This is a genomic window from Dolosicoccus paucivorans (genome assembly GCF_900100125.1).
Taxonomy (GTDB): domain Bacteria; phylum Bacillota; class Bacilli; order Lactobacillales; family Aerococcaceae; genus Dolosicoccus; species Dolosicoccus paucivorans.
This window is the reverse complement of sequence record NZ_FNEL01000001.1, coordinates 1-20448: the sequence shown is the minus strand read 5'-3', so window position 1 is coordinate 20448 and position 20448 is coordinate 1. Positions and strand designations below refer to the sequence as shown.

35 protein-coding genes are annotated in these 20448 nt (G+C 38.4%); all 35 read right to left on the bottom strand.

What is annotated here, in order from left to right; genetic code table 11:
• Position 1: 1 nt before the first annotated feature.
• The 35 genes from BLR79_RS00175 to BLR79_RS00005 all read right to left on the bottom strand — a co-directional run bounded on the left by BLR79_RS00175 (position 2) and on the right by BLR79_RS00005 (position 20340).
• The gene (locus tag BLR79_RS00175) at positions 2–799 is read right to left on the bottom strand and encodes an energy-coupling factor transporter transmembrane component T family protein (RefSeq protein ID WP_092083715.1); all 798 of its coding nucleotides are present in this window, start codon (positions 797–799) and stop codon (positions 2–4) included.
• A complete protein-coding gene (locus tag BLR79_RS00170) occupies positions 789–1673 on the bottom strand; it encodes an energy-coupling factor ABC transporter ATP-binding protein (protein ID WP_092083713.1) in 885 nt (294 codons plus the stop codon). Before BLR79_RS00170 ends, BLR79_RS00175 begins: the two co-directional genes overlap by 11 nt.
• The gene (locus BLR79_RS00165; protein ID WP_092083711.1) at positions 1643–2482 is read right to left on the bottom strand and encodes an energy-coupling factor ABC transporter ATP-binding protein; all 840 of its coding nucleotides are present in this window, start codon (positions 2480–2482) and stop codon (positions 1643–1645) included. Before BLR79_RS00165 ends, BLR79_RS00170 begins: the two co-directional genes overlap by 31 nt.
• A 316-nt stretch (positions 2483–2798) precedes the next feature.
• The gene (rplQ, locus tag BLR79_RS00160; protein ID WP_092083709.1) at positions 2799–3182 is read right to left on the bottom strand and encodes a 50S ribosomal protein L17; all 384 of its coding nucleotides are present in this window, start codon (positions 3180–3182) and stop codon (positions 2799–2801) included.
• 23 nt (positions 3183–3205) lie between these two features.
• Positions 3206–4153 carry a DNA-directed RNA polymerase subunit alpha gene (locus BLR79_RS00155; RefSeq protein WP_092083708.1) on the bottom strand — a complete coding sequence of 316 codons (948 nt, stop codon included), beginning with the start codon at positions 4151–4153 and terminating at the stop codon, positions 3206–3208.
• A 75-nt stretch (positions 4154–4228) separates the two neighbouring features.
• On the bottom strand, positions 4229–4624 hold the full coding sequence (gene rpsK / locus BLR79_RS00150; RefSeq protein ID WP_092083707.1) for a 30S ribosomal protein S11: 396 nt from the start codon (positions 4622–4624) through the stop codon (positions 4229–4231).
• Between the two features lie 26 nt (positions 4625–4650).
• Positions 4651–5013 carry a 30S ribosomal protein S13 gene (rpsM, locus tag BLR79_RS00145; protein ID WP_092083706.1) on the bottom strand — a complete coding sequence of 121 codons (363 nt, stop codon included), beginning with the start codon at positions 5011–5013 and terminating at the stop codon, positions 4651–4653.
• Positions 5014–5031: 18 nt separating this feature from the next.
• Positions 5032–5145, bottom strand: a complete 114-nt coding sequence (gene rpmJ / locus BLR79_RS00140; protein WP_092083705.1) for a 50S ribosomal protein L36 — start codon at positions 5143–5145, stop codon at positions 5032–5034.
• A gap of 30 nt (positions 5146–5175) precedes the next feature.
• A complete protein-coding gene (gene infA, locus BLR79_RS00135; protein ID WP_092083703.1) occupies positions 5176–5394 on the bottom strand; it encodes a translation initiation factor IF-1 in 219 nt (72 codons plus the stop codon).
• 41 nt (positions 5395–5435) lie between these two features.
• Positions 5436–6107: an adenylate kinase gene (locus tag BLR79_RS00130; protein WP_092083702.1), complete on the bottom strand. Its 672-nt coding sequence runs from the start codon at positions 6105–6107 to the stop codon at positions 5436–5438.
• A gap of 31 nt (positions 6108–6138) precedes the next feature.
• Complete coding sequence (gene secY / locus BLR79_RS00125; RefSeq protein ID WP_092083701.1) at positions 6139–7428, bottom strand: preprotein translocase subunit SecY; 1290 nt, start codon at positions 7426–7428, stop codon at positions 6139–6141.
• The gene (gene rplO / locus BLR79_RS00120; RefSeq protein WP_092083700.1) at positions 7428–7862 is read right to left on the bottom strand and encodes a 50S ribosomal protein L15; all 435 of its coding nucleotides are present in this window, start codon (positions 7860–7862) and stop codon (positions 7428–7430) included. Before rplO ends, secY begins: the two co-directional genes overlap by 1 nt.
• A gap of 32 nt (positions 7863–7894) precedes the next feature.
• The gene (rpmD, locus tag BLR79_RS00115; RefSeq protein ID WP_092083699.1) at positions 7895–8074 is read right to left on the bottom strand and encodes a 50S ribosomal protein L30; all 180 of its coding nucleotides are present in this window, start codon (positions 8072–8074) and stop codon (positions 7895–7897) included.
• Positions 8075–8087: 13 nt separating this feature from the next.
• On the bottom strand, positions 8088–8591 hold the full coding sequence (gene rpsE / locus BLR79_RS00110) for a 30S ribosomal protein S5 (RefSeq protein ID WP_092083698.1): 504 nt from the start codon (positions 8589–8591) through the stop codon (positions 8088–8090).
• A gap of 19 nt (positions 8592–8610) precedes the next feature.
• Complete coding sequence (rplR, locus tag BLR79_RS00105; RefSeq protein WP_092083697.1) at positions 8611–8961, bottom strand: 50S ribosomal protein L18; 351 nt, start codon at positions 8959–8961, stop codon at positions 8611–8613.
• Between the two features lie 54 nt (positions 8962–9015).
• A complete protein-coding gene (gene rplF, locus BLR79_RS00100) occupies positions 9016–9552 on the bottom strand; it encodes a 50S ribosomal protein L6 (protein WP_092083696.1) in 537 nt (178 codons plus the stop codon).
• A gap of 29 nt (positions 9553–9581) precedes the next feature.
• Complete coding sequence (gene rpsH / locus BLR79_RS00095) at positions 9582–9980, bottom strand: 30S ribosomal protein S8 (RefSeq protein ID WP_092083694.1); 399 nt, start codon at positions 9978–9980, stop codon at positions 9582–9584.
• A gap of 27 nt (positions 9981–10007) precedes the next feature.
• On the bottom strand, positions 10008–10193 hold the full coding sequence (locus BLR79_RS00090; protein WP_092083692.1) for a type Z 30S ribosomal protein S14: 186 nt from the start codon (positions 10191–10193) through the stop codon (positions 10008–10010).
• Positions 10194–10211: 18 nt separating this feature from the next.
• Complete coding sequence (rplE, locus tag BLR79_RS00085) at positions 10212–10754, bottom strand: 50S ribosomal protein L5 (RefSeq protein ID WP_092083690.1); 543 nt, start codon at positions 10752–10754, stop codon at positions 10212–10214.
• Between the two features lie 24 nt (positions 10755–10778).
• Positions 10779–11084 carry a 50S ribosomal protein L24 gene (gene rplX / locus BLR79_RS00080; protein WP_092083688.1) on the bottom strand — a complete coding sequence of 102 codons (306 nt, stop codon included), beginning with the start codon at positions 11082–11084 and terminating at the stop codon, positions 10779–10781.
• Positions 11085–11112: 28 nt separating this feature from the next.
• Positions 11113–11481, bottom strand: coding sequence for a 50S ribosomal protein L14 (rplN, locus tag BLR79_RS00075; RefSeq protein ID WP_092083686.1), 369 nt, complete (start codon positions 11479–11481; stop codon positions 11113–11115).
• A 34-nt stretch (positions 11482–11515) separates the two neighbouring features.
• A complete protein-coding gene (rpsQ, locus tag BLR79_RS00070) occupies positions 11516–11782 on the bottom strand; it encodes a 30S ribosomal protein S17 (RefSeq protein ID WP_092083684.1) in 267 nt (88 codons plus the stop codon).
• 20 nt (positions 11783–11802) lie between these two features.
• Positions 11803–11997 (bottom strand): 50S ribosomal protein L29, encoded by a 195-nt coding sequence (rpmC, locus tag BLR79_RS00065; protein WP_092083683.1) that lies wholly within the window; start codon positions 11995–11997, stop codon positions 11803–11805.
• A complete protein-coding gene (gene rplP, locus BLR79_RS00060; protein WP_092083681.1) occupies positions 11987–12421 on the bottom strand; it encodes a 50S ribosomal protein L16 in 435 nt (144 codons plus the stop codon). Before rplP ends, rpmC begins: the two co-directional genes overlap by 11 nt.
• Before the next feature lie 2 nt (positions 12422–12423).
• Positions 12424–13086: a 30S ribosomal protein S3 gene (gene rpsC, locus BLR79_RS00055; protein WP_092083679.1), complete on the bottom strand. Its 663-nt coding sequence runs from the start codon at positions 13084–13086 to the stop codon at positions 12424–12426.
• A 3-nt stretch (positions 13087–13089) separates the two neighbouring features.
• Positions 13090–13446 (bottom strand): 50S ribosomal protein L22, encoded by a 357-nt coding sequence (gene rplV / locus BLR79_RS00050; RefSeq protein ID WP_092083678.1) that lies wholly within the window; start codon positions 13444–13446, stop codon positions 13090–13092.
• Positions 13447–13464: 18 nt separating this feature from the next.
• Entirely contained in the window at positions 13465–13746 is a 282-nt protein-coding gene (gene rpsS, locus BLR79_RS00045) for a 30S ribosomal protein S19 (protein WP_092083677.1), read from the bottom strand.
• 40 nt (positions 13747–13786) lie between these two features.
• On the bottom strand, positions 13787–14617 hold the full coding sequence (gene rplB / locus BLR79_RS00040; RefSeq protein WP_092083676.1) for a 50S ribosomal protein L2: 831 nt from the start codon (positions 14615–14617) through the stop codon (positions 13787–13789).
• Positions 14618–14649: 32 nt separating this feature from the next.
• Entirely contained in the window at positions 14650–14943 is a 294-nt protein-coding gene (gene rplW / locus BLR79_RS00035; RefSeq protein WP_092083675.1) for a 50S ribosomal protein L23, read from the bottom strand.
• A complete protein-coding gene (gene rplD, locus BLR79_RS00030; protein WP_092083674.1) occupies positions 14943–15566 on the bottom strand; it encodes a 50S ribosomal protein L4 in 624 nt (207 codons plus the stop codon). The genes rplW and rplD overlap by 1 nt, the downstream gene beginning before the upstream one ends.
• A gap of 24 nt (positions 15567–15590) precedes the next feature.
• Entirely contained in the window at positions 15591–16217 is a 627-nt protein-coding gene (gene rplC, locus BLR79_RS00025; RefSeq protein WP_092083673.1) for a 50S ribosomal protein L3, read from the bottom strand.
• Between the two features lie 28 nt (positions 16218–16245).
• Positions 16246–16554, bottom strand: coding sequence for a 30S ribosomal protein S10 (gene rpsJ / locus BLR79_RS00020; protein ID WP_092083672.1), 309 nt, complete (start codon positions 16552–16554; stop codon positions 16246–16248).
• 304 nt (positions 16555–16858) lie between these two features.
• Positions 16859–17869 (bottom strand): bile acid:sodium symporter family protein, encoded by a 1011-nt coding sequence (locus BLR79_RS00015; protein WP_092083671.1) that lies wholly within the window; start codon positions 17867–17869, stop codon positions 16859–16861.
• Positions 17870–17892: 23 nt separating this feature from the next.
• The gene (locus BLR79_RS00010; RefSeq protein ID WP_092083669.1) at positions 17893–18903 is read right to left on the bottom strand and encodes a bile acid:sodium symporter family protein; all 1011 of its coding nucleotides are present in this window, start codon (positions 18901–18903) and stop codon (positions 17893–17895) included.
• Positions 18904–19287: 384 nt separating this feature from the next.
• Positions 19288–20340 (bottom strand): IS30 family transposase, encoded by a 1053-nt coding sequence (locus BLR79_RS00005; RefSeq protein ID WP_092083667.1) that lies wholly within the window; start codon positions 20338–20340, stop codon positions 19288–19290.
• Between the last annotated feature and the right edge of the window lie 108 nt (positions 20341–20448).

Genomic DNA, 20448 nt, shown 5'->3' with positions numbered 1-20448 from the left:
ACTAAGTACGTAACCACCATAAAGTGATCGTTACTAAAGCTAAAACAACAAAGACTACGCCATCTCGCCATCCATAATGCAATTGGCGGTACTTAGTTCTTCCTTCACTCCCGCGGTATCCTCTTGCTTCCATCGCCGTCGCCATCTCTTCAGCTCGGTTAAAGGCACTGACAAATAGAGGAATTAATATAGGGACCATCGCTTTTAGACGGGTCATTAAGTTCCCTTCTTCAAAATCTACTCCCCGTGACCGTTGAGCATTCATAATCGTTTGGGCTTCATCCATTAACGTAGGGACATATCTTAAGGCAATTGATAACATCAGTGCTAATTCATGGACAGGCATACCAATTTTTGCAAAAGGACGAAACAGATGTTCAATCCCATCAGTTAACGCTAAAGGCGATGTACTTAAGGTTAAAATTGTCGACATGAAGATAATAAGAACTAGTCGCATAAAAATAAATGCCCCATTGACCAGCCCTTCTTGGGTCACTTGAAAAATACCCCATTTAAAATAAACAATCTCCCCGGGCGTGAAAAACACTTGAAAGATCACGGTAAATAAAATAAGCCAAATGAGTGGTTTGACGCCTCTTAAAAAGTAAATAACATTAATATTTGTCAATCCAATGGCTAAAGCAACTAACAAAGCTAACAGACCATAAGTAATCCAGTTATTCGCTAAAAAGATAATTAAAATAAAGTAAAAGCTCGCCACTAACTTTGTTCGAGGGTCTAAACGATGAATCCACGAATCGATATTAATGTATCGACCGAGTAACATTTTATCTAACATCGCGTCTTCCCTCCTTTAATTGATCATTCGCCAAATCAAAAGCTAACTCTTTAATGGTGTAAGGCAATTTACCGACGGATTGATTTGTTTTTTGTAAGTACTCTAACATAAAGGTCATCGATTGAGGAAGTTCTAATTGTTTATCTTTCAACCAATCAATATCACTAAATATTTCGCCCGGTGTTCCTTGCCCTACAACTGTTCCTTTCTCCATTACAATCACATAATCGGCATAAGTCGCTACATCTTCCATTTGATGGGTCACTAAAATGAGCGTTAACTCTTCTTCTTTTTGTAAGTGCATAAACATGTCCATAATTTCTTTATGCCCTAAAGGATCCAGTCCTGCCGTTGGTTCGTCAAGCACTAAAATAGAAGGTTCAATTGCTAAAATACCTGCAATTGCAACACGACGCATTTGACCGCCACTTAAATCAAAAGGTGAGCGATCATAAAGCTCTTCACCGATACCTACTCGCTGTAACATTCTTTTAGCGATAGTTTGCGCTTCTTCTTCGGATTTACCAAAGTTTAAAGGACCGAACATAACGTCTTTTAATACGGTCTCTTCAAACAATTGGGCCTCTGGAAACTGAAAGACAACCCCTACTTCTTTACGTAAAGGTTTTAGAGATTTTTTGATCTTTTGAGAGGTGATCGTCTCATCCATAATTTGAATACTTCCACTTGTAGGTTGAAGTAAAACATTTAAATGCTGTAAAACCGTCGATTTTCCCGATCCTGTGTGTCCGACAATGGCTGTCACTTGTCCTTTAGGAATAGAAAAGGACACGTCGAATAAAGCCGGGGTTGCAAAGGGCGTTCCTACGTTATAAGTAAAATTTACATCGTTAAATGAGATGATATGAGCCACTCTAACAACTCCTCTCTTGTTAAATAACCTTCAGGGACATTCAAACCATAAGAAGCCAGTTCCTTTTTTAACTTCATCGAAAAAGGAACATCTAAACCGATATTGACCAATTCGTCCCCTAAAGAAAAAATTTCCTCAGGAGTACCTTCTCGGACGACTTCTCCTTTAGACATAACGACAATTCGGTCGGCTAAAGCAGCTTCATCTAAGTCATGGGTAATCGAAATGACGGTTAAATTAAAACGTTCTTTTAATTCGTAAATCGTTTCAATGACTTCTTTACGGCCTAGTGGATCTAACATAGCGGTCGCTTCATCTAAAATAATAACATCAGGCCTTAAAGCAATTACACTTGCTAACGCTACTCGCTGTTTTTGCCCTCCAGATAAACGAGCTGGCTCCGCTTGTTTAAAAGCGCTCATTCGAACCTCTTCTAATGCTTCATTCACTCGCTTTGCCATCTCTAACGGCTCAATTCCGTTGTTTTCTAGTCCAAAAGCGACGTCGTCTTCTACAGTCGCGCCAACGAACTGATTATCAGGATTTTGAAAAACTAGACCAATACTTTGGCGCGCTTGCCAAACTGTTTCTTCATTGAGAGTTACTCCATTCACCGCAACAGAGCCTTCATCAGGAATGAGTAAACCATTCATAATTTTGGCCATGGTTGATTTTCCTGATCCGTTATGTCCAATGACAGCGACCCATTCTTGGGGATAAATATCTAAAGAGATATTATTTAAGACATTTTGTTTTGTTTCATAATATTTAAATTGAATATTTTTTAATTCAATAATAGGACGCTTCATACGCACCCTCCTTTATACACTAAGTATTACCAGTAGAATTTCTTTCACCATTATAACATATGTAGCCAAATCAAGGCATGCTTCGACTTTGTAATGTTTTATAAACAAAAAACCTCCACCACAGTTTATTGAAACTATGATAGAGGTCACATATCAAAATATCTCATTAAAGACAAAAAACACCTTACGATGTAAAGCACAGAGTCGAAGGCTTATAGGCCTTCGACTGAACAAAGTTGTTCGTGCTATAGAGCTAGACCTTTAAAGATCATCACGCTCTTCCATCATCAAAGTGATTGTCGATTAGATTATTAAATTAGTCAACTAATTCTAAAACAACCATCATCGCTGCATCTCCGCGACGTGGGCCTTTTTTAATGATACGAGTATAACCACCGTTACGATCTGCAAAACGCTCTGCGTAAGTATCGAATAAACGGTTTAATACTGTTTCGATAACTACTTCGTCATTTTCAATGCGTGCATCAGCGATTTCATTTCTTAAAAATGATGCAGCACGACGACGAGAAGTTAAATCGCCTTTTTTACCTAAAGTAATCATTTTATCAACGAACTTACGAACTTCTTTAGCGCGAGCTTCAGTTGTTTCAATGCGCTCGTTAATTAATACATCTGTTGTTAAATCACGTAAAAGTGCTTTACGTTGAGAGCTTGTACGCCCTAATTTACGGTATGACATATGCGTCCTCCTTTACGATATAATTAAATTTCTTCAGAACGTAATGATAGTCCTAAGTTAGCTAACTTAGTTTTCACTTCATCTAATGACTTGCGACCTAAGTTACGTACTTTCATCATTTCAGCTTCTGTTTTTTCTGTCAATTCTTGAATCGTATTAATGCCTGCACGTTTGAGACAGTTATACGAACGAACAGAAAGATCTAATTCTTCAATTGTCATGACGAGTACTTTTTCTTTTTCTGCTTCTTCTTTTTCCACCATAATTTCCGCTTCGCGAGCTTCTTCGCTTAAGTTAACGAAAATATTTAAGTGTTCGTTTAAGATTTTAGCAGCTAAACTTAACGATTTTTCTGGACTAATAGATCCATCGGTCCAAATATCTAAAGTTAACTTGTCAAAGACGTTTTGTTGGCCAATTCGAGTATTTTCAACTTGATAGTTTACTTTCTCGACTGGAGTATAAATAGAATCAATCGGTAATACTCCAATAGGCATATCATCACGCTTATTATGCTCACTTCTGACATAACCACGACCATTAGAGACATTAATTTGCATTTCTAATTGGGCACCTTCGGCAAGGGTACAAATATATAAATCAGGATTTAAGATTTGTACTTCATTGTCATGCATGATATCTGCAGCGGTTACTGTTTTTGGTCCGGTGACATTAAGTTCTAACACTTTATCATCGAGAGTATGTTTTTTCAAAGCTAATTGTTTCAAGTTAAGAATTAACATTGGAACGTCTTCAACCACACCTTCAATCGTTGAAAACTCGTGTAATACTCCATTTATTTGAATGCTAGTTGCTGCGGCACCAGGTAAAGATGATAATAAAACACGACGTAATGAATTTCCAAGGGTAGTTCCATAACCACGCTCTAGTGGCTCAATGACAATTCTGCCATATTTGGAGTCATCACTGACTTCAATCGTTCTAACTTCTGGTTTTTCAATCTCTATCATTGATTTATATCCCCTTTCAAAACGTAGTTTTAATATACAAACTGTATACTAATGTGCTGGTAAATGAGCTAAGCATTATACACGGCGACGTTTTGGAGGACGAGCACCATTGTGAGGAATTGGAGTAACATCGCGAATTGCTGTTACGTCTAATCCTGTTGCTTGTAATGAACGGATTGCTGATTCACGTCCTGATCCAGGTCCTTTAACTGTAACTTCTACAGTTTTCATTCCATGTTCCATTGCTCCTTTTGCAGCAACTTCTGCAGCCATTTGAGCAGCAAATGGTGTTGATTTTCTAGATCCACGGAATCCTAATGAACCTGCTGAAGACCATGCAATCGCATTACCATTTGTATCTGTGATCATAACAATAGTGTTGTTAAAGGTTGAACGAATATGTGCGATACCTCGCTCAACATTTTTTCTAACACGACGGCGACGACGTGCTACTTGTCTGTTTTTTGCCATGAAGCATTAACCTCCTTTATTTTTTATTAACGTTTACCTGCAACTAAACGTTTTGGTCCTTTACGAGTACGCGCGTTGTTTTTAGTCTTTTGTCCGCGAACTGGTAAGTTACGACGGTGACGAATACCACGGTAAGAACCAATTTCTTTCAAGCGACCAATATCCATACTTACATCACGACGTAAGTCACCTTCAGTTTTATATTGGTTTGCTACGCGACGAATTGCTTCTAATTCATCGTTAGATAAATCTTGTACACGTGTATCTTCAGAAACGTTTGCTTCTTTTAAGATTTTTTGTGCGGTTGATTTACCAATTCCATAAATATAAGTTAATGAAATAACTACACGTTTATTACGTGGAATATCTACTCCTGCAATACGAGCCATCTATAGGCACCTCCTTAATTAACCTTGACGTTGTTTATGTTTAGGGTTTTGACAAATTACCATAACACGTCCGTTACGGCGAATTAATTTACATTTTTCGCAAATTGGTTTTACTGATGCTCTAACTTTCATCGGTTTCCCTCCTTAAATTTGAAACATTGCTTATTTAAAGCGATATGTAATTCTACCTCGTGTCAAATCATAAGGAGACAGCTCAACCGTTACACGGTCTCCTGGTAAAATACGAATATAGTTCATACGAATTTTACCTGATACATGAGCTAGAACTTCATGTCCATTTTCTAATTCTACTTGAAACATTGCGTTAGGCAATGTCTCAACGACAGTTCCTTCTACTTCGATAACATCTTCTTTAGCCATTACGTATATTCTCCTATCTCTTCTACTCAATCAATGATCTATTATACAAACGCTGTTGGGTCAAGTTGACTGATCACTTGACGAATTTCACGATACACTGTTTCAATCGGTTGGTTACCATTGACAGGATGTAATAAGTTACGTTGTTCATAATAATCTAAAATTGGGCGGGTAGAATCCATTTGAAGATTAATACGGTGTGCTACCTTTTCAGGCTTGTCATCTTCACGTTGATAGAATTCATGATGTCCACAAACGTCACATGTACCTTCCACTTTTGGTGGATTGAAAATTTTATGGTACGTTGCGCCGCAATTGCGACATGTAATTCGCCCACTTAGACGATCTTTTAAGACTTCCGGATCGACTTCAACATAAAGTACTCCATCGATTTGACTGCCTAAATCATCTAAGTTGCGATCAAGCGCTTGGGCTTGTTCAATTGTACGTGGATAACCATCTAAGAGGAAACCGCGTTCTTTCACGTCTTCACGTTCTAAACGCTCACGCACAATCGCATTAGTGACTCCATCCGGTACTAAGTTACCATTATCAGTGTATGATTTAGCTTCTAAACCAAGGGGAGTTTCGTTTTTAATTGCTTCTCTGAAGATGTCTCCAGTCGCAATATGTACGACGTTATAATCTTTAACAATATGCTCACTTTGGGTTCCTTTACCAGCACCCGGTAAGCCCATAATAATTAAATTCATACAATCCCTCTTCCTTCTTTACTATTTTTGATTAGTGAAGAAAACCTTGATAGCGACGCTTAACCATACGACCTTCAATTTGTTTTGCCGTTTCCATCGCAACCCCGACAACAATTAGTAAACTTGTTCCGCTAAGAGCAATGTTCATTGGAATATTCCAAATAAAACCAGCGACGATTGGTAAAATCGCAATCGTTGTTAAGTATAACGCACCGACACCACTTAAACGGTTAATCGTACGCGTTAAGAACATTTCAGTTTCTTTACCTGGTCTAACACTTGGAATATAGCCGCTTTGTTTTTGTAAGTTTTCAGCGACTTTTTCAGGGTTTACTTGAATAAGCGAATAGAAATAAGTAAAGGCAATTAACAGTACCGTATAGAATATCGCACCGATTGGGTCATTTAAATTAAAGATACGACTAACCCAATACTTCCAGCCTGAATCGGCACTTACATTAAAGAAAGCCATCAGGGTTTGTGGTGTTGTGATAAATGAACTAGCAAAAATTACCGGAATAACTCCTGCAGAGTTAATCTTTAATGGTAAATGAGCTGTATATTTAGCGCCTGATGATTTTTTAGAGTGATGAATTGGAATGCGTCTTTGGGCACGTTCCATTGTAACTACTAAAATAATTAACAGAACAAGTACTAAAATAACAGCGGCTAGTATTAATAAGTTTCTTGTCAGAGCATCTCCTGCTCCAACTAAATTGGTTTGGAAATAGCGGTAAAAATCTTTAGGTACTTCCGCGACAATACCTGCAAAAATCAACATCGATACACCATTACCGACTCCGTTACGGGTGATTTGTTCCCCTAACCAAACAAGAAACATCGTTCCTGTAGTTAAAACGAGAGCAATAATTGTGTAAGTTGTCACACTTGGGTTATTAATCAGTCCTAAACCAGATAAACGGTTAAAACTAAAGGAAACCCCTAAGGATTGAATAAATCCTAAGACGATTGCAGCAAATGTTGTTGTTTGGTTCAACTTACGTCGACCCACTTCACCTTGTTTGGCCCATTCCGTTAATTTAGGAATGATATCCATTTGTAAAAGTTGGACGATAATTGAAGCGGTAATGTAAGGAGATACACCCATTGCGAAAATGGAATAACGCTTGAGTGCTCCACCACCGAAAGTATTTAATAAATCGAGTAGCCCGCTACTTGCAACGGTTTGTAATGCACCCGCATTCACACCAGGAACGGGAATATGTGCACCTAAACGAAAGACAGCAAAGATGAATAACGTAAACAAAATACGTTTACGTATATCTTTACTTGCCATTGCGTTTTTGATAAAGGCAAACATTAAATCACCTCGACAGATCCACCGGCATTTGTAATTGCTTCTTCTGCACTCTTAGAGAATTTAGCTGCTTGAACAGTTAATTTACGTTCTAGCTGTCCATTACCTAGCACTTTGATTCCGTCTTTTTCGTTTTTAACTAATCCGGCTTCAATTAAAGCAGCTGGATTAACCGTTGCGCCATCTTCAAAACGGTTTAATGACTCAACGTTCACTACTGCATATTCTTTGCGGTTAATGTTATTGAAGCCACGTTTTGGTAAACGGCGGAATAATTGTGTTTGTCCACCTTCGAATCCTAATGGAACTGTGTTACGAGCTTTTTGTCCTTTTTGTCCACGTCCAGATGTCTTACCGTTTCCTGAACCTTGACCACGTCCTACACGGTTACGTGATTTACGTGAACCTTCTGCTGGATGTAAAGTATGTAATTTCAACTGCGGCACCTCCTTATGCTTTGATTATAAAATTAAGCTTCTTTTACTTCTACTAAATGGCTAATTGTACGAACCATTCCACGAATTGCTTCGTTTTCTGGTTTAACAACTGTAGCGTTGATTTTTGTTAAGCCTAAGGCTTTGGCTGTTTGAATTTGGTTCTTAGGACGTCCAATTAAGCTACGCTTTAAAGTAATTTCTAAGTTGGCCATTTAATCGTCCTCCTTAACCTTTAATTTCTTCTACAGTCTTACCACGTAAAGCTGCAACTTCTTCTGCAACTTTTAATTGTTGTAAACCTGCGATTGTTGCACGTACCATGTTAATTGGTGTGTTTGATCCTAATGATTTACTTGTAACGTCCGCAACACCTGCTAGCTCCATAACGGCACGAACAGGACCACCTGCGGCAACCCCAGAACCGGCTTGTGCTGGTTTAATTAATACTTTACCACCACAAAACTCACCAATCACTTCATGAGGAACTGTTGTTCCATCCATTGGCACTTCAATTAAGTTAGTTTTTGCGTTTTCGATCGCTTTACGGATAGCTTCTGGAACTTCTTGTGCTTTACCTGTTCCGAAACCTACATGTCCTTCACGATCCCCAACGACAACAAGCGCTGTAAAACGTAAACGACGTCCACCTTTAACAACTTTTGTTACGCGGTTAATCGTTACGACGCTTTCTTCAAGATTATTTAATTTGTTTGGGTCGATAAATACCATGAATAGGTGTCCTCCTTTTCTAGAATTCTAAACCGTTCTCGCGTGCAGCTTCTGCAAATGCCTTCACACGGCCGTGATATGCGTATCCACCACGATCAAACACAACACGTTTGATGTTTGCTTCTTTAGCGCGTTCAGCGATTAGTTTACCTGCTGCAGCTGATTGTTCTACTTTAGTTCCTTCAGCTGAAGAGTCGGTTGAGGCACTTGCTAGCGTCACACCCGCTACGTCATCAATTAGTTGAGCGTAGATGTTAGTATTCGAACGGAATACGTTTAAGCGTGGGCACTCAGCAGTACCAGAGATGCGATTACGAATTCGCATATGACGTTTTTTACGTAATTTATTCTTATCTGGTTTGTTAATCACAATTGTCACCTCTTATTTATTTTGAAAGTGAAGGTAAAGATAAATAAATAGCGATTATTTACCTGTCTTACCTTCTTTACGTTGTACAAATTCACCAACGTAACGAATACCTTTACCTTTGTAAGGCTCTGGTGGGCGTACAGCACGAATATTCGCGGCTAATTCGCCAACTTTTTCTTTGTCAATTCCTTCAACAACAATTTTAGTTGCTTCTGGTGCGTCAACAGTCGTGTTATCTAAAGCTTCAAACTCAACTGGATGAGATAAACCAACGTTAAGAACAAGCTTGTTTCCTTGTTTTTGCGCGCGGTATCCAACACCAATTAATTCTAATTCTTTCTTAAATCCTTGAGTTACACCTTCGATCATGTTAGCCACTAAAGAACGAGTTGTTCCGTGTAATGAACGGTTGTGTCTGTTGTCATTTGGTCTTTCAAATGTGATTTCGTTATCTTTTTGTTCAAACGTAATCGCTGGATTTAATTCACGTGTTAATTCACCTTTAGGTCCTTTAACAGTTACGACATTATTATCAAAAGTTACAGTAACGTTTTCTGGAACTTCGATTACTTTATAACCAATACGGCTCACTAGGCTGCACCTCCTTTAATTTTTAATTCTTACCAAACGTATGCAAGTACTTCTCCACCAACGCCTTGTTGACGAGCTTGTTTGTCTGTCACAACGCCTGTTGATGTTGAAATGATTGCAATTCCTAATCCATTAAGAACTTTCGGTAGTTCATCAGCACCTACGTAAACACGTAAGCCAGGTTTAGAAATACGTTTTAAGCCTGTAATAACTCTTTCATCATTACGACCATATTTTAAGGTAATAGTGATTACACCTTGTTTGCCATCTTCTTTTACTTCATAGCTATTGATGTAACCTTCGTTTTTTAAGATTTCTGCAATAGCTTCTTTCATGTTTGAAGAAGGAGCAGATACAGTTTTGTGTCCTACGCGGCTTGCGTTACGGATACGAGTTAAAAAGTCTGCAATTGGATCTGTCATTACCATATGTGTACCTCCTTTTCGATTAGTAAATTACCAACTAGCTTTTTTCACGCCAGGCAGTTGACCTTTATGCGCAAGTTCACGGAAGCAAATACGGCAAAGTCCGAATTTACGGTACACTGAATGTGGACGTCCACAGCGTTGGCAACGTGTATACTCTTGAACTTTAAACTTAGCGGGTTTTTTGTTTTTTTCAATTAATGCTTTTCTTGCCATAGTTTATTAGCCTCCTTTTTATTTTTTAAAAGGCATGCCTAATTCTTTAAGTAGTGCATGAGCCTCTTCGTCTGTTTGAGCGGTTGTTACGATAACAATATCCATACCGCGAACTTTATCTACTAAATCGTAGTTTACTTCAGGGAAAATTAACTGTTCTTTAACACCTAGCGTGTAGTTTCCACGTCCATCAAAAGATTTGTTTGAAATACCTTGGAAGTCACGTACACGTGGTAGAGAAATGTTAATTAATTTGTCTAAAAAGTCATACATTCTTTCGCCACGTAGAGTTACTTTAGCACCGATTGGCATACCATCACGTAAACGGAAACCAGCGATTGATTTCTTAGCTTTAGTAATGATTGGCTTTTGACCTGATAGAACAGTTAATTCATCAACTGCTTTTTCTAGGTTTTTAGCGTTTGCTACAGCATCTCCAACACCCATGTTAATAACGATTTTATTAACAGATGGAACTTGCATTACAGAAGTGTAACCGAACTCTTCCATTAATTTAGGTGTTACTTCTTCTTGAAATTTAGTTTTTAAAACGTTAGCCATTCAGTATGATCCTCCTTCCAATAATTAGTTTAATGTTTCGTTTGATTTTTTCGCAAAACGTACTTTTTTACCATCTTCGAATCGGTAACCAACGCGAGTTGCTTCTCCTGATTTAGGATCAACTAACTGAACGTTAGATACATGAATCGCTGCTGGGAACTCTTCAATTCCACCAGTTCCAGTTTGAGATGGGCGAGTATGTTTCTTAGCAATATTGATACCTTCGACAACAACACGTTCTGTCTTAGGAATCGTACGTAAAACTGTTCCAGTTTTGCCTTTATCTTTACCTGCAATAACTTTTACAGTATCACCTTTTTTAATACGCATATTCGGTTTTCCTCCTTCGCCTTTAAGATTATAAAACTTCTGGAGCTAATGAGACAATTCTCATGTAGTTATTATCACGTAACTCACGTGCGACAGGTCCGAAAATACGTGTACCACGAGGGCTCTTATCATCACGGATAATGACACATGCGTTCTCGTCGAACTTAATATATGAGCCATCTTTACGGCGCGCTCCTGTTTTCGAACGAACAATGACTGCTTTTACAACGTCACCTTTTTTAACAACTCCACCGGGTGTAGCGTGTTTTACGCTTGCCACGATCACATCTCCGATATTCGCATATCGACGTCCTGAACCGCCAAGTACTTTAATCGCTTGTACTTCACGTGCTCCTGAGTTGTCGGCAACTTTTAAACGACTTTCTTGTTGGATCATTCAGATGTCCTCCTTCCGAGTTAACTTCTTTAGATTAGATAATAACTGCTTCTTCTACGATTTCTACTAAGCGGAAGCGTTTTGTTTTTGATAATGGACGTGTTTCCATTACGCGCACAATGTCGCCTTCTTTGGCTTTGTTTGTCTCATCATGTGCTACATACTTTTTCGAATATTTAACACGTTTACCGTATTTAGGGTGTGTTTTACGTGTTTCAACTTGAACAACAATTGTTTTGTCCATTTTATCTGAAACAACACGCCCTTGATAAACTTTACGCTCATTGCGGTTTTCAGTCATTCGTTATGCCTCCTTTATGATTACTTAGTCAATTCTTGCTCGCGCAAGACTGTTTTAATACGAGCAATCGTTTTACGTACTTGACGTAAACGGGCAGTGTTTTCTAATTGTCCAGTTGCTAATTGGAATCGAAGGTTAAATAATTCTTGTTTTAATTCTTTTTCCTTGTCTACCATTTCAGCAGTGGATAATTCTCTGATTTCATTAATTTTCATTCGATTCACCACCATATTCTTCACGTTTTACAAATTTAGTTCTAATTGGAAGCTTATGTGAAGCTAAGCGTAATGCTTCGCGTGCAACTTCTTCAGACACACCGTCGATTTCAAATAAGATTCTTCCTTTTTGAACTACTGCTACCCATCCTTCTGGAGCTCCTTTACCAGAACCCATACGAACACCGATAGCTTTAGATGTATAAGATTTGTGAGGGAAAATTTTGATCCATACTTTCCCGCCACGTTTCATATAACGAGTCATCGCAATACGAGCTGCTTCGATTTGACGGTTTGTAATCCATGCTGAATCGATTGCTCTTAGTCCGTATTGACCAAAGTCAATATTTTTACCGCCTTTAGCTTCTCCGCGCATTTTACCACGGAATACACGACGGTACTTAACACGTCTAGGTACTAACATGCTTATTTCCCTCCTCTCTGAGTGGTTTCTTCTTCCATACCTGGCAATACTTCACCACGGTTAATCCAAACTTTAACGCCTAGTTTACCGTAAGTTGTATCTGCTTCTTGCCATGAGTAGTCTACGTCAGCACGTAGAGTATGTAATGGAACTGAACCTTCTGCATAATGTTCAGTACGTGCCATATCTGCTCCGTTTAAACGACCGCTAACTTGTGTTTTAATTCCTTTTGCACCAGCGCGCATTACACGTTGAATCGCTTGCTTTTGTGCACGACGGAATGCAACACGGTTTTCTAATTGTTGCGCAATGTCTTCTGCAACTAATTTAGCGTCTAAACTTGGCTCTTTAATTTCAACAATATTAATGTGAACTTTCTTGCCTGTCATTTCAGTTAATTCAGAACGAAGTGCATCTACTTCTGAACCACCTTTACCGATAACCATACCTGGTTTTGCAGTATGAATAGATACGATAACGCGGTTGGCTGCACGTTCAATCACGATTGAAGAAATAGAGGCTTCAGAAAGCTTTTCGTTTAAATACTCACGGATCTTTAAATCTTCATGTAAGTAGTCTGCATATTGTTGTTCTGCATACCATTTAGCATCCCAGTCACGGATAACTCCGACACGAAGACCTAGTGGATTAATCTTTTGACCCATTCATTATGCCTCCTCTTTTTCTGATACCACAATTGTAATGTGGCTTGTACGTTTATTAATTGGTGAAGCACTACCACGTGCGCGTGGACGGTAACGTTTCATAGTTGGTCCTTCGTTTACATACGCTTCACTAACATATAAGTTCTCTAAGTTTAAGTCGTAGTTATGCTCAGCGTTTGCGATAGCTGACATAAGTACTTTTTCAATAAGTGGCGAACCTGCGCGCGGTGTGAATTTCAAAATTGAAATTGCCTCACCAACTTGCTTACCTCTAATAAGATCAATAACTAAACGTGCCTTACGAGGAGCAATGCGAACAGTTCTTGCGACCGCTTTTGCAGATGTGATTTGCTCTGTCAATTAATTTCCCTCCCCTAATTATCGTCTAGTGGTTTTCTTATCGTCTCCAGCATGTCCACGGAAAGTACGTGTTGGAACGAATTCACCTAATTTATGTCCAACCATATCTTCTTGAATATACACCGGAACGTGCTTACGTCCATCATGAACTGCAATTGTTAACCCAATAAAATTAGGGAAAATTGTTGAACGACGAGACCATGTTTTAATTACTTGTTTTCTTTCGCTGTCTTGTTGCTCCTTAACTTTTTTCATTAAGTGAGCATCGACGAAAGGTCCTTTTTTCAAACTACGTGCCATATTGTAGCCTCCCTTCGAATGATAAGCGTATTCTAATTAATTACTTACGACGTCCGCGAATAATTAATTTAGAAGACTTTTTCTTTTTACGACGTGTTTTCTTACCTAGTGTTGGTTTGCCCCATGGTGATAATGGACTTGGCATACCGATTGGTGCTTTACCTTCACCACCACCGTGTGGGTGATCGTTAGGGTTCATTACAGAACCACGAACTGTTGGTCGTTTAGATAACCAGCGGTTACGTCCTGCTTTACCAATGTTAATTAACTCGTGTTGTTCGTTACCTACTGTACCGACTGTAGCGCGGCAAGTTGATAAGATCATACGTACTTCACCTGAAGTTAAACGAACTAAAGTATATTTTCCATCTGAACCTAACACTTGAGCGCTTGCTCCAGCTGAACGAGCTAATTGTCCACCTTTACCAGGTTTTAACTCAATGTTATGAACAACAGTACCTTGAGGGATATTTTCAAGTGGTAGTGCGTTACCTACTTGGATATCTGCGTCAGGTCCTGATTCAATCTTTTGTCCCACCTTAATTCCACGTGGTGCAAGGATATAAGTTTTTACCCCGTCTTCGTAGTGAACTAATGCAATGTTTGCTGTTCTGTTTGGATCGTACTCGATTGTAGCTACTGTTCCTACAACGCCATCTTTGTTACGTTTGAAATCGATAATACGGTATGAACGTTTGTGTCCTCCACCGTGATGACGAACAGTGATTTTACCTTGGCCGTTACGTCCTGCTTTTTGCTTTTTAGAAGCTAGTAAGCTTTTTTCTGGTTTGTTTGTTGTAATTTCTGAAAAGTCATAACCAGTCATATTACGACGACCGTTTGTAGTACTCTTATAATGTTTAATCGCCACTACTTATTCCCTCCTATTCTTTATTGTAGAGATTATTCAGCGTCAGCGAATAATTCGATGTTTTTAGAATCTTCTGTTAATGTTACGATTGCTTTTTTGTATTTACGTGTATATCCAGCATAACGACCCATGCGTTTTGCTTTGCCGTCAACATTAATTGTATTAACTTTAGCAACTTTAGTTCCTTCAAACATTGCTTCAACAGCTTGTCTGATTAAACCTTTAGTAGCGCGACGGTCTACTTCAAAAGTGAACTTTTTGTTGTCCATTTCAAGCATAGACTGTTCTGTAATGATTGGACGTAAAATAACTTCTGATAAATGCATTATGCTAAAGCCTCCTCTACTGTTGAAAGTGCAGCTTGAGTAATTAAGACTTTGTCGGCATTAATTACGTCTAAAACATTCACGTTATGTTCGTCAATAACTTTAACGTTTGGAATGTTACGTGCTGATAAATAAGTATTTTCGTTATCTGATTCTAGAACGATAAGAACTTTCTCGTTAACTTCTAAGTTAGATAATACTTCTTTGAAGTCTTTTGTTTTTGGTGCGTCAAAACTTAAACCTTCAACAACAACTAATGCATCATCTAATACTTTTTGAGAAAGTACTGAACGAATTGCTAAACGACGTTGTTTCTTTGGTAAGTTGTAACCATATGAGCGCGGTGTTGGTCCAAAGACAATTCCTCCGCCTACCCAAATTGGTGAACGAGTAGAACCTGCACGAGCACGTCCAGTTCCTTTTTGACGCCATGGCTTACGGCCACCTCCGCGTCTTTCTGTTCTAGTTTTTGCTTTATGAGTTCCTTGACGCATACCTGCGCGTTGCATCATAACAGCTTCAAAGACTACTGAATTATTTGGCTCAATTCCGAAGATTTCTTCGTTTAGTGATACTTCACCGTTTGTTGAACCATCTTGTTTAAATAAAGTAACTTTTGGCATTCTTTCGTTCCTCCCCTCTTATTATTATTTAACTGATGATTTAATTGTTACTAATGATTTTTTCGGTCCTGGAACATTACCTTTAATTAAGATAACGTTATTTTCAGCATCAACCGAAACCACTTCTAAGTTTTGGATTGTCACTTGGTTGCCACCCATTTGTCCTGGTAATTTTTTACCTTTTAGAACGCGTGATGGGTCTGCCGCCATTGCCATCGCACCTGGTCGACGGTGGAAGCGTGAACCGTGAGACATATATCCTCTACTTTGTCCGTGACGCTTGATAACACCTTGGAAACCTTTACCTTTAGATGTACCCGTCACATCGACGATGTCACCAACTTCGAAAGTTTCAACAGTGATTTCTTGTCCTACTTCGTATTCTCCAAGCTCTACATTGCGAAACTCGCGAATGAAGCGCTTAGGAGTAGCATTTGCTTTTGCTACATGACCTTTATGAGGTTTGTTTGCTAATACTTCACGTTTGTCTTGGAAACCTACTTGTACAGCTTCGTAACCGTCTGTTTCGTTTGTTTTAACTTGTAAAACAACGTTTGGAGCAGCTTCAACAACTGTTACAGGGATAAGTTCTCCTTCTTCCGTGAAGAATTGAGTCATACCGACTTTTGTTCCTAAGATTCCTTTGGTCATGAGTACACCTCCGTTTTAATGTTTATTTTTATAATTTAATTTCTACGTCTACACCACTTGGTAAGTCTAGTTTCATTAAAGCATCGATTGTTTTAGATGTGGGTTCGATGATATCAACTAAACGTTTGTGTGTACGCATTTCAAATTGTTCACGTGAATCTTTATATTTATGAGGCGAACGGATCACAGTAAATAGTGAACGCTCAGTAGGTAATGGAATTGGACCTGCTGTTTTTGCGCCTGTTCTTTGTGCTGATTCTACGATCTTCATCGCTGATAGGTCTAGAGCGCGGTGCTCATAAGCCTTTAAGCGAATACGAATTTTTTGATTTGCCATTGTATTCCCTCCTCGTCAATTTCAAAAATGACTCGCTCCACGAAAATTTCCGACGCGCCCGTCTGTGGCAAAGCGTCCGGGTGTGTCGCAACCTCTCGCTTCTTAGCTATCACATCTTCACTTGTAAAAGATGTGTTCTATTTTTGTCCGCAAGAAACTAACATTGTTTCTAAGACAACATGATTAGTATACCTAAGCCTTCCAACGATTGCAAGGGATTTTTAGGATTTTTTCGATGTAAGCGGTTTTATGAAAAAAATAAAAACAAACCTTCTATATTATAGAAGATTTGTCGTTAATTTACTTATCGATTTGACTGGCGAGCATAGCTTGTTGCTACCCGTTGCGGCGCTATATAATAAGTAGATTTTCTAATAGCTTCGTCTGGTTGGACATTACGACGACTAACAAAGTTAGCGTATAACGTTCCGAACAACGTATGAACCAACGCACCCGCTGCTCCTGCTAAAGCTGCTGCTGGTGAAAAATGTTGTAGTCCTAAACTGGCTGCTAACCCTGTGTTTTGTAATCCCACTTCAATCGCGACGGCACGAGTGACCGCATAACTTTGATTCGTTAAATAACAAATGGCATAGCCCATCGCATAACCAGAAAGATTATGTAACCAAACGGCTAAAAAGATCGTCACTCCCGTTGTTAATAGAAGTTCTTGGTTAACCGCCACCGTCCCTGCTAAAACACCTAACACAGCTAGTGTTGAAAAAGAAGGTAAAAGGTCTTTAATTTTTTCTGTATGAGTTCCAAGTAAATGACTGACTACTAGTCCACCTACAATAGGTAACAATACAATTTGAATAATGGAGACAAACATCGGCCAAAATTCAATGGGAACAAAGGCTTCTCCGTAAAAAGATAATAATATCGGCGTCATAAAAGGTGACAATAAGGTAGATACACTGGTCGCCGTAACGGATAAAGCTACATCACCTTGAGCTAAATAAGTCATAATGTTTGAAGAAGTACCTCCGGGCACAGACCCTACCAAAATTAAGCCTAAAGCAATTTCACTCGGTAAGTTGAAGGCTCGTGCTAATAAATAGGCTGATAGAGGCATAAAAGTGAACTGTAACCCTGTCACTAATAAAACACGCCAAGGTCGACGAGAAATTTCACTAAAATCGCTGGGTTTCATCGTCATTCCCATCGTAAACATAATAAACTGTAACATATAAGGTACCATTCCAGCGATCCAAATAAATGGCTCAGGATTCAATAGAGGTGCCGCTGCTGTTAGCAAAACAAAGACTGGTAAATATTTTTGAAACAATTGATTCATCGTAGAAAAAGTTTTCATTTTAGTACTCCTTTAGTGTGAAATTATCTTACTGATTGACGAGCATAAGCTTTAGTTAGTGCTGGAACTTTTTGCGCATCTGTTTGAGTTCTTAAAGTCATATTTAAGTCCACATCTCTACGACTAACAAAGTTAGCAAATAGTGTCCCGATTAAGTTATGAATCAACACGCCTGCAGCTCCTGCTAAAGCGGCAGCTGGCGTGAAGTGTTGCATACCTAAACTAGCGGCTAATCCCGTATTTTGCATTCCTACTTCAATCGCCACAGCACGAGTCACAGTATAAGTCTGATCAGTTAAGTAACAAACGATATAGCCAAATAAATAGCCCGATAAATTATGAAGAGCAACAACAAAGAAAATACCAATTCCTGTAGAAACTAATAACTCTTGGTTCACAGAAACTGTTCCTGCTAACACTCCTAAAACGGCTAATGTTGAAAGAGAAGGCAATGTATCTTTAATTTTCTCAGTATAAGCTCCTAGTAAACGACTGATAATTAAACCGCCAATAATAGGTAATAAAACGATTTGGATGATCGAAAGAAACATTGGCCAAAACTCTACGGGAACAAAAGCCCCTCCGTAAAATGATAACAAAACAGGAGTCATAAACGGCGATAATAATGTTGATACACTAGTGGCTGTAACAGATAAAGGCACATCTCCTTTAGCCAAATAAGCCATGATATTAGAAGAAGTTCCACCAGGTACCGAACCTACCAAAATTAAACCTAAAGCAATTTCGCTTGGTAATTTGAATAAAATAGATAACAAGTAGGCCGTCAATGGCATGACCGTAAATTGCAAACCAGTAACTAATAACACACGCCAAGGTCGACGAGAAATTTCACTAAAGTCACTAGGCTTCATTGTCATTCCCATCGTAAACATAATAAACTGCAACATATAAGGAACAATACCTGCTATCCAAACAAATGGACCAGGCTTAATTAAAGCAATGACCGCTGTAACTAAAACAAAGGCCGGCAAATATTTTTGAAACAAACGGTTCAGTGTTGAAAATGTCTTCATTATAAAAACTCCTTTAAACAAAAAATAGACTTCCTACTTCAATAGCGAAATAGGAAGTCTAATCATCTGCTCTTCTCATAGAGTTTCTTAGAAGTCCTATTTCATTTAACGCCGGAATAGGACTTCCATTACAGCTATTAAGCTCTAATACAAGTCCTTATTAATGTTAATAATAATAATTGCGTTAAATGCGAACATCTTGATCACTCCATAAGAAATCTTAATTCTTATTCTACTGTTAAATAATTAGAATGTCAATAAAATATTTCATTTATTTTTAATTTATATCTTTTCTTGAGTTGTAAAGTTAAATGCAACACTTTCTGTTACATGATTCGATGAACTTAAAATCTCTTTACTTCTTCCCCTAGGAGAAGAAAAATTTTAAATACGACATTGTTGAAAATACTCTTCTGATGAACGTAGTCCTATCACTTCTCTAATCCTTTTATTGATTGCCTGAGTGGCTTGATCGATATCCATTTCTGAAAAAAGATGGATGGATTTTCCTTTAGGGATGAATTCCCTCAATAGTTTATTGAAGTTTTCGTTTGAGCCCCGTTCCCAGGATGCGTAGGCATGACAAAAATATACGTCTGTATTGAGTTCAGACATTAAGGAGAATTCAGAACCATTATCAAAAGTTATTGAAGCAAATAGGTTAGGGTTATCTGCTAGAATCTCTTCAAAGGCATTTTTAACCGTTTGACTTTTATAGTCGCTGATTTTCTTAGTAATGGCATAGCGTGTTTTTCTCTCTACCAAGGTAATGATTGCCGGTTCATTTTTCGTTTTCTTCCCTTTAACCAGATCAGCTTCCCAGTGTCCAAATGTTTCTCTTGATAAGACGTCCTCTGGACGATCGGTGATACTGGTACCTAGGATTCTTTTGTTTTTGCCCTTAGGGTTACTATGCTGGTTTTTTCTTGGTTTCAGACGATACATGACAGGCAAGTCATGTGGTTTGATAGACAAAAGACCTTGGCGTATATAAGAATAGACGGTTTTAAACGTTGGTATATTCTCTACAGGATGCTTTTTTCTATAAAGAGCTATAAATGTCTTTATGTTGTAGAGTCGCTGTTTACCTTTAAACAATCCTTTAGTGAAGGCATCCTCCAGCGCAGAGAAGAAAGCGCTCGAGAAAGAAACAATCTTTTTGCGGACACACTTTAAACGTCTATTTTCATAAACAGATTGACCGGAATCTGAGTAGTACACAGAGACTTTCTTATTATAGCCATTAATCTGCTTGATCTGTTCTACAGTGCCCCGATTAATTTCTCTATGGATTGTGGAGCGGTTACGTCCAAGGCGTCTGCCTATCTCTGCTTTACTAACATCTTCATTTAACCATTTTTCTATTAGCTGTCTTTCTTTAAAGTCTAAATGAGTAAATGATCGGTTCTGATTTGTGTTATAATTATTTGTGGACATGAAGATTCTCCTTTGCTTATTTTGTGGTGATTTAAGTATAACGAATCTTCATGTCTTTTTGTATTTCAGAAATTACTGAGTGTTGCAATTCATTTTACAACACACCAT